The following is an 8,100-nucleotide window of genomic DNA, read 5'->3' as shown; positions in this document are numbered from 1 at the left end:
CAAGGAACGGCTGCAGCCACCGGTCCAGATCCTCACGCCATCCGCCAGCACCTGACATCGCGAGCACCCACGCTCATGGCCGTGGCAGGCGAATCCGCAAAAACCTCCAGCGTTCCCTCAATCTGCCAAAGTAGTGCTAGGCTACGTACTTCAACTGGTTCGTCGACGTGTCAGGATTGGAATTAGATACGGCCGAGAGGAACGCATTCTTGAGAAAATAGAGGCTTTGTGGGATCGCAGTGATATCACTCCAGAAGAAAGAAAAACCCGGGCCAACCGGTTGATTAACGGGTGGTGCGCCGCTCACGCACTTTGGAGAGACGTCAGACGCTTTGAGCATAATATCAGGGGGCACATTCGGTACCTTGTCCCCCAGCATTAAGCGAAAGTCCGGTCAAAAGCGCAGATTTTGAACCTGGGTGCAAAACACTTCCGACACGGATGCGCGAAATTTCGGGCCACATGGCGCACTTCAAACGACACCTGAAACTGCAAGGAACGCGGATGAGAGGCCTGCGTCTTGGTGGTCCAAATCCGACGCCTGGCACCCATCGCAAAGGCCTGCTTGCGACCCAACCCGGCCGCCTGGTTCGCCATGGGCGCTTCCCATAAGCGGTCATTCGTAGGCCATCCGGCAACTTCGGCTCAAGGTGGTGAACAGACGTTACCTTGACGCCCGAGACCGGACCTTCAGCTCTCCGCGTTACGAGCCTCGGAGCCGAGACCGGGTCGGCCGGTACACGCCTCCACTCACGCCGGCAGGGTGACGCCTGAGAGCGCCTCGCAGGCGGCAAGCAACGCACCCTGCACACTCTCGTCGCGCGAGGCCGGGTTCGGCTCGCGCTGGCGAAGGTAGTGGAAGTAGCCGCCGGTGACCCGCGCCGCCGCGTCGTCGCTCGCCGCAAGCCACGCCTGCGTGCGGTGGGCTTGGTCCATGTCGTCGGGCGCGCCGGGACCGCCCATGCGCGTCGGCACCCAGCCCGGTTCAACCGCGTTCGACAGTATGCCCGGCCAGCGCCTCGCGACCGCGAAGGCGAGCACCGTGTCGTAGAGCTTGCTCTCGGCGTAGGCCTGCGCGCCGGCCCAGGACCTCTTGATCCAGGTCAGGTCGTCCAGAGCCGGGCGCACGCCGTGGTGCATGCCTGAGGAGAGATAGACGAGCCGCCGCGGCCGCTCGATCAGCGCGGTGAGCACGTAGGACGCCATCACGTTGATCGCGAAGACGTGCGGAAGACCGTCCGCCGTCTCGATGCGCCGCGGCTCGCGATAGCCGATCCCGACGTTGTGGATGACGGCGTCCAAGCGGCCGAGCCGGTTGGCCCCGTCCGCGACCGCGCGCATCCCGGCGAGCGTCGCGACGTCGCCCTTGATGACCGCTTTCGCCTCGGGCAACGCGCGGCGCGCATCCTCCGCGCGCGTCGAGTTGCGGGCGTGGAGCACGACCTCGTGCCCCTGTTCGGCGAGGAGCCGGCCGGCCATGAGCCCGAGCCCCCCGGACGAGCCGGTGATGAGGATGCGCGACATCGGTGTTCTCCGGATGGCGTCGGGCCGTCCCGTCGGCCCTGGTAAGGTCGGATCGGCGGCCGCCGTTGCGGACAGGGCCGTCGCGGCGGCGCCCGACATGATCAGCGCGCGCCGCGTCGGGAAGGTCGTTCTCGAAGCCATGGCATCGGACCGAAAGGTTCAACCGTGTTCGACGATGTGGCGCAGCACCGTCTCAAAGGCGACGGTGCCGGTGCGATGCTCGGCGCCCTCACGCGCGAAGTCGATCCAGCCCTCGTTGAAGCCGTCGAGCATGGCGATGCGCGCCTCCGGATGCCGCATGCCCTCGGCGCGGAAGCGTGCCTCCCAGGTCTCGCGCTGGACCGCGACCGCCTCGACGGGCCGTCCGAGCGCGGCGGACAAGCCCGCCGCCTCGTCGCTCGGGCTGTACTTGCGAGGCCCAGCCAGTTCGATGATGCGTGGCCCGGCCCAGTCCTTGCGCAGGAGATCAGCAGCCGTCCGTCCGACGTCGTGCGTGCTCACCATCTCGATGGCGCGGTCGACGGGCTGGAGATAGCTCGCGATGTGGCCCTCGCGCGCCGCGGGAAGGTCCCAGGCGGCATTCTCCATGAACCAGGCCGCACGCAACAGCGCGATGGGGAGGCCTGTTCCGGCGAGCGCCGTCTCGAAGAAGCCCGCCCAGTTCAGCAGGTTGAACGCGGTGGCTTGAGCGCCGACCGTCGAGAGCAGCACGACCCGTCCCGGCAAGGCTTCGCCGACCGCCCACGCGGTCGCCGCAGCGGCGCGGCGGCTCTCTGGGAAGTTGGGCGCGGGGTCGTAGTTCGGCGGGTTCATCAGGAAGACGCCCGCCGCGCCAGCGAAGGCGGCCGCGAGCGCCTCGGCGTCCGCAGCGTCGGGCACGACGGCGACCGCGCATCCACGCGCCTTCCAGGCCGCGCCTTTGTCCGTGTCGCGAACTACCACGCGCACCAGCAACCCGGCTTCCAACAGCGTTCTGGCGACGACCCCGCCGACCTGACCCGTGCTTCCCGTGACGACGAACATGCTTCACCTCATCCATTGGGCGACCGGTGCTCGACCGCCGCGGTGAAGGTGGCCCGAAGCCTATCCGTGCGTTAGTGGCATGACGCGCACTTCATTTGTGCCGAAGATCACGGAATAGATCATGGCCTTCGACGGGCGGCTCCTCGGCGGCATGAGCGTGCTGGCCGCCGTGGTCGAGGGCGGCAGCTTCACCCGTGCCGCGGAGATGCTCGGCCTCTCGGCATCCGGCGTCAGCCGCGCCGTCGCGCGGCTGGAGCAACGGATCGGAGTGCGGTTGCTCGACCGCACGACGCGCTCGCTGAGCCTTACGAGCGAGGGCACGCGGCTCTACGAACTCGCCGCCCCGCACCTGGCGGGGATCGAGGCCGCGGCGAACCTTGCATCGGGAACGGCCGGTAGCGTCCGCGGCGCGCTACGGGCGAGCGTCAATCCGATCTTCTCGCGCCATGTGCTGGCACCGCGGCTGCCCGAGTTCGTCGCGCGCTTCCCCGACCTGAAGACCACAATCGTCCAGCAGCCCGATGCGGGCGACCTGGTCGCCGAGGGTATCGACGTGGCGATCCGCTTCGGCCCGCAACCGCCCTCCAGCCTGTCCTCACGGCTGCTCCTGCGCACGCGCGTTCTCACCGTGGCGGCGCCGGCCTACCTCGGACGGCGCGGGCGGCCCTCGACCCCGGTCGCGCTCGCCGGACACAACTGCATCCAGTTCCTCGACCCCCAGCGGCGACGCCCGTTCGCCTGAGAGTTCCTGCGCGACGGGGAGACGCTGCCCATCGCGACCCAGGGCTCGCTGACCTTCGCCGACGTCGATACGATGGTCGCCGCCTGCGTGGCGGGCGCGGGGATCGCGCAGGTCCTCGCGCTCGGGATCGAAGGCCTGGTCACGAGTGGCGCATTGGTCGAGCTGTTTCCCGACTGGCCGGGCGAGACCTTCCCGCTCCACGCGGTGCGGCCGTCGCGGCGCCTGTCGCCAGCGAAGGTTGAAGCCTTCCTCGACTTCTGCGAGGCGATCGCGCGACCCTATGGGTGCTGAAGCGAGCAGCTGCGCCGCGTATCCTGGAAGCGGACCTTATGAGGGTCCGAGAAGGGTCGAAATCGGACGGTACCAGGCACCAGATTTGGCGCTGGTAACAGCAGCCCAACAGCACGGCCGGGCCTCGGAACGACCTATTGGCATGGCGCTATCCAAGTTGGACATCCGCTGTGGACATCCGCTGTGGACATCACTCTTATCAGCGTGTCAGCGGACGGCTGGATATGGCGCCTGCCCGGTTTCTGAAGGCAGATATCGGTGGTGCTGCCCAGTCCGACTACCGCGCGTTAAATCCCGGCTATCCTACGATGTTGGATCTGCTCTTTCAGCGTTCCATCCATCTCACGAAATCATCCACCGGCATGGGACGCGCGAAGAAGTAGCCTTGCACCTCATCGCAGGCGGTCGTTCGGAGCTGCTCCAGAACCGCTTCGCTCTCGACACCCTCTGCCACAACGCGATGGCCGAGATGCTTCGCCATTAAAACCATCATCGTGACCAGCGAGAGTTGACGCGGATCAGTATCAAGATCGCCCATAAAGGAGCGATCGATCTTCACGACGTGCACTGGCAGCCTCTGAAGATAGGACAGACTGCTGTACCCGGTACCAAAGTCGTCGATCGCCAGCCGAATTCTGGCAGCCGCCAAGTCCTTAAGCTGACGCAAAGCCTGCTCGGCGTCGTTCATCACCGCCGTCTCGGTGATTTCCAGTTCGAGGAACTCAGGCGGGACACCATGTCGAGCCAGGACTTGGCTCACACGGGAAGCAAAATCGTGCTCGTGCAGGTTGGTCGAGGAGATGTTGACCGAGACGATCAGATCCATGCCGGCTGTATGCCATCGAGCCATCTGCGAGACCGCCGTCTCCAGCACCCAGGCGGTCGTTGGCGTGGCCAGGGCCATGCGCTCGATCAACGGAATGAACTCACCCGGTGAGATTGGCCCCAGCGTCGGATGCGTCCACCTCATCAGCGCCTCGGCCCCGACACAGCGTCCGGAGATCAGGTCGACGCGGGGCTGATAGACTAGATGGAAGCCGGTGGGGCTTTGCAAAGCCGCCTCGAAGTCGCGCAGCAGCGTGAAGCTTCGCTGGGATGCGTAATCCAGCGTGTTCGAGTGGATCTGGAAGAGTTTGCCTTTCGAGCGCGCATCCTGCGCCGCTCCTTGAGCGATCCTCAGCACGTCAGTGGAAGGTAGATCGCCAAGGGCAAAGGGAGCAACTCCAATCACGGTCGTGCTGATGGCATCGGGTCCACCGAGCTTGCGCAGCCGCTCGGCCCGGACGGTCAAGTGTTCGCTGTATGCGACCTCATCCATTCCATCGGGAGCCAAAGCTGCCAGTTGTGTGGCGCCAACGTGGTAGGCCTTCCGCTGCGGCCCGATCAACAAACGGAAATTGCGTGCAGCTGTCTTGACCATACTGTCGATGGCAGCCTGCCCCATAACGCGCACGACATGGTTCATCTGATCGACGGAGATCAAATCCACTAGGACCGCGATCCGCCGTTCTCCCAGTGTATGATCACGAGCAAAGTCGCTCAGGTCATCGATGAACTGAGTTCGGTTCGGCAGTTCGCTGATCGGATCGATGCGTCCGAAGGCATGCTGCAGCTCGATCTGAGCCATCACCATAGCGGCGAGATCATGCAACGCCGCCAACTCCGATGGGTGTGCTTGCCGAGGCGACGTCCCCAGGACGCACATGGCACCGAGCCCGAAGCCGTCTCGCGTGACAAGTGGGGCACCGGCATAGAAACGGATGCCGGCCTTCGCCAAAACGCTATCGTGATAGTGGGGGTCCGTCTGGAAGTCTTCGATCACCACCAATTCACGGCTCTCGGCTACCTGAGAACACGGTGCCTTTTCGCGCGTAATCGACCGGTGCTCTACACCGATCCTGGACTTGAACCACTGCCTGTCACTATCAGTCAATGAGACGGCGGCGATAGGCAGGCCAAAGATCTGGCTCGCCATGCGTGTGATGCGGTCGAAATTCTCTCCTGGGGGTGTATCCAAGAGGTCGAACCTTCGAAGTGCGTCAAGACGATCAGTTTCTGCGGCCGACGCCATAAGTCGTTCCCCATGCCGTCAGCGTACTCACTGCGGTCGCCTCATGTCCTAAGGTGCGGCAAATCTCTACACCGGCCTCATCCCGAGATCCCGCTTCAGCAGAGCTCTGTCTCGCGCGGCATGACAGGGCCATGGCCCTCGATCAAACCTGATCTATACGACAGCAAAAAATCGCGAGGTAATCACCTCCTGCTTTGCCTGGAGTAGCGCAAATACATTACTTACTTATTAAAATTACTCGACGATCTCGCTGATGAAATACATCAAATGATGGAATTCAGGTATTCATGGCGCCATCACAATATCTCTTTCGGCCCTGAAGGGCGGAGATCTGCCTCACTAGAGCTGAACACACCTAGGCCGCGCAAGGCGTCCCCTAACAGATCGTTACTTGTAGACACCGCTTCATATCGCCCCCCATGGGTTTCAAATGGGCGACCGATGCGGCGCACCACCTCACGCTCGAACGCGATGAAGCCTTCGACCTTGCCAGGTACGTTGGACAGCGGCCGGCAATCGATCTCAGCTCGGTATTTGGTGCCATCGGCACGGTAGTTGGTCAGAAAGCCATGGAAGCGTTCACCGACCCTGAGGGCGTGATGGAAGGCATCCAGCGTCGCCCGACGCGTCTCCTTGCCCTGCATGAAGCGCGGGGTCTGCCCAATGATTTCATTTAGATCCCGCCCAACGAGGTGGCCAAAAGCCGAGTTGGCATAGACGATGGTCGGGCCTGGCCGCTCTATGGATGCGTCCGTAATGACGATGCCGACGGGGAGGTCGCGGCCGAACGCCCGGATTATCTCGACGATCGTCATATGGGTAAGTCGAACACCAATTATTGAGCCTCAGTATGCTGACGGCCATGCGCAGAGTGAACCAGAGCGTTCTGCAGAGCGCGTCATGCAAACGGCTGGGACCAGCCGACTGGTTCCACACTGGCCTTGCGCATTCCGACCGCACCGCAGCGGATAACCCTGAGATGGGTTCCCGTGTAGCCGTGAAGAAGGTGCGGTGTATCCCCGGTGTCCTCGTGGGCGGGTGTTTCATCCGGTTTAGCGCCCGTTCAGTCCACTTTCGGCATGGAAGCTAACAGCCGCAAATCCAGGAAACCCATTCGTCTGACTATGTGGCATCACGTGCCTAGAAGCGGACGCTCCCGGGGACCGCAATAGGTCGTGAGTGGCTGAGACGGCAGTGTCTGCTTCTGCCAATTCTTGCCCGGAAGCGGACCGTCGCAAATCCACTCGTTGCGGACCCGTGAGCGGGCACCAAGCGCCGGATCTCAACTTATAACCTGTCGGTTCGTTACAAGCGCAGGACTGGCCATTCTTGAGGCGGACGCTAGGCTCCGTTGATGATTGTTCCCCACGTTCTCTGCATCGACGTCGGCGGCCCCGCAAAGATCGGATGGGCCGACAATACCGGTGCAACCGGCTCGGGCCTAGAACTAGGCGTCGCGCTGGACCATGTGTCCACTCTGTTGCGACAAGGACAGCCCGTGGCGCTAGGGTTCGAGGCCCCGATCTGGACGCCCCGCAGGGCAGAGCTCGTGAGAATTACCAGCCGCCGCGGCGGTATCGAGACAACTTATAATCGGGCGTGGTCCGCGGGCGCTGGCACCGGCGCTCTCGCAGCAGCTCTGGCGTTGATGCCATGGTCGTTTGCTCGGCTCCGAGAGGTCGCAGGTACGATCTCCGTCACGGTTGACCTTGTACGGTTCCGTTCGGGAGCCGCATCCCTGTTCGTGTGGAAGGCGTTCGTATCCGGCATAGGCAAAGGAACAAGCCATCATGACGACGCGCTCTTAGCCGTGCGGGCTTTCCTCGCTCGTTGGCCTGAGGTGCCCAGTGACGTGCCGATCGAACCTGCGTTGAACCACGCGGTATCGGCCGCTATCGCGTCCGGGCTCCGCGCCGACGTGGCGGAGATGCTCATGCCAGCCGTGGTGGTGGGCGTTACTCCGGTAACGATCACCGATCCGTCCAGGGCCTAACGGGGGCGATTTTTTCCAACTTGGAGTTCAAAGGTGCACCAATCTTTTCGATGGTTCGTACGCGAGCTTGGGGGGCGGAGCGGCCGACGCCTGCGAGAGGTGCTGAACGTGAATTTGCACCCGGGTTCAAACTTGGATTGGTACACCAGAGCGGTACACCAGGGCACATTAACGATCACATAAGTACTTGATTTGGTTCACTAACGCTTAGGAAGGTTCGCTTCCCCTCAGCTCCACCAGGCAGTTTTTGGAAACTGCTTGTCTGGTGGTCGAGACGAAAAACGCCGTGGTGTCCGCGGCTTAGCCGCGTTTTCACGTAACCGGGGCAGATATCCGGGCGTTCAGACCGTTGCGGCGTTTCTGACGAGGTCTGGGAGGGGCGGGATCGCGTCACCGTCTGGAATTCCGAGGCGGTCGCCGAGGTAGCGGAAGAACGAGACACGGAGTTTGGCGCAG

Annotated in this window: 4 protein-coding genes and 1 pseudogene; 1 reads left to right on the top strand and 4 read right to left on the bottom strand. The window is 63.2% G+C overall.

Going from position 1 to position 8,100, the window contains the following annotated elements; translation table 11 throughout:
• Nucleotides 1-750 precede the first annotated feature (750 nt).
• Together MKK67_RS04405 and MKK67_RS04400 are read right to left on the bottom strand one after the other, a co-directional pair.
• Entirely contained in the window at nt 751-1,524 is a 774-nt protein-coding gene (locus MKK67_RS04405; RefSeq protein ID WP_243962453.1) for an SDR family NAD(P)-dependent oxidoreductase, read from the bottom strand.
• Nucleotides 1,525-1,683: 159 nt separating this feature from the next.
• A complete protein-coding gene (locus tag MKK67_RS04400; RefSeq protein ID WP_243962452.1) occupies nt 1,684-2,547 on the bottom strand; it encodes an NmrA family NAD(P)-binding protein in 864 nt (287 codons plus the stop codon).
• Nucleotides 2,548-2,668: 121 nt separating this feature from the next.
• On the opposite strand from MKK67_RS04400, the pseudogene MKK67_RS04395 reads away from it, so the two are divergent.
• A pseudogene (locus MKK67_RS04395) lies at nt 2,669-3,580 on the top strand (LysR family transcriptional regulator).
• A 325-nt stretch (nt 3,581-3,905) separates the two neighbouring features.
• Here the strand turns inward: MKK67_RS04395 and MKK67_RS04390 are convergent.
• The gene (locus MKK67_RS04390; RefSeq protein ID WP_279601440.1) at nt 3,906-5,651 is read right to left on the bottom strand and encodes a GGDEF and EAL domain-containing protein; all 1,746 of its coding nucleotides are present in this window, start codon (nt 5,649-5,651) and stop codon (nt 3,906-3,908) included.
• A gap of 296 nt (nt 5,652-5,947) precedes the next feature.
• The gene (locus tag MKK67_RS04385; RefSeq protein ID WP_243962450.1) at nt 5,948-6,466 is read right to left on the bottom strand and encodes a PAS domain-containing protein; all 519 of its coding nucleotides are present in this window, start codon (nt 6,464-6,466) and stop codon (nt 5,948-5,950) included.
• Nucleotides 6,467-8,100: the final 1,634 nt, after the last annotated feature.

Origin of the sequence: Methylobacterium sp. J-072 (genome assembly GCF_022829425.1) — a bacterium.
Taxonomy (GTDB): domain Bacteria; phylum Pseudomonadota; class Alphaproteobacteria; order Rhizobiales; family Beijerinckiaceae; genus Methylobacterium.
Note: the sequence above shows the minus strand (reverse complement) of the source record. Positions and strands in the feature narration are given on the sequence as shown.

What these genes read in the sequence shown, in the direction of transcription:
- MKK67_RS04405 (WP_243962453.1), bottom strand. Translation starts at nt 1,524, where the DNA reads ATGTCGCGCATCCTCATCACCGGCTCGTCCGGGGGGCTCGGGCTCATG.
- MKK67_RS04400 (WP_243962452.1), bottom strand. Translation starts at nt 2,547, where the DNA reads ATGTTCGTCGTCACGGGAAGCACGGGTCAGGTCGGCGGGGTCGTCGCC.
- MKK67_RS04390 (WP_279601440.1), bottom strand. Translation starts at nt 5,651, where the DNA reads ATGGCGTCGGCCGCAGAAACTGATCGTCTTGACGCACTTCGAAGGTTC.
- MKK67_RS04385 (WP_243962450.1), bottom strand. Translation starts at nt 6,466, where the DNA reads ATGACGATCGTCGAGATAATCCGGGCGTTCGGCCGCGACCTCCCCGTC.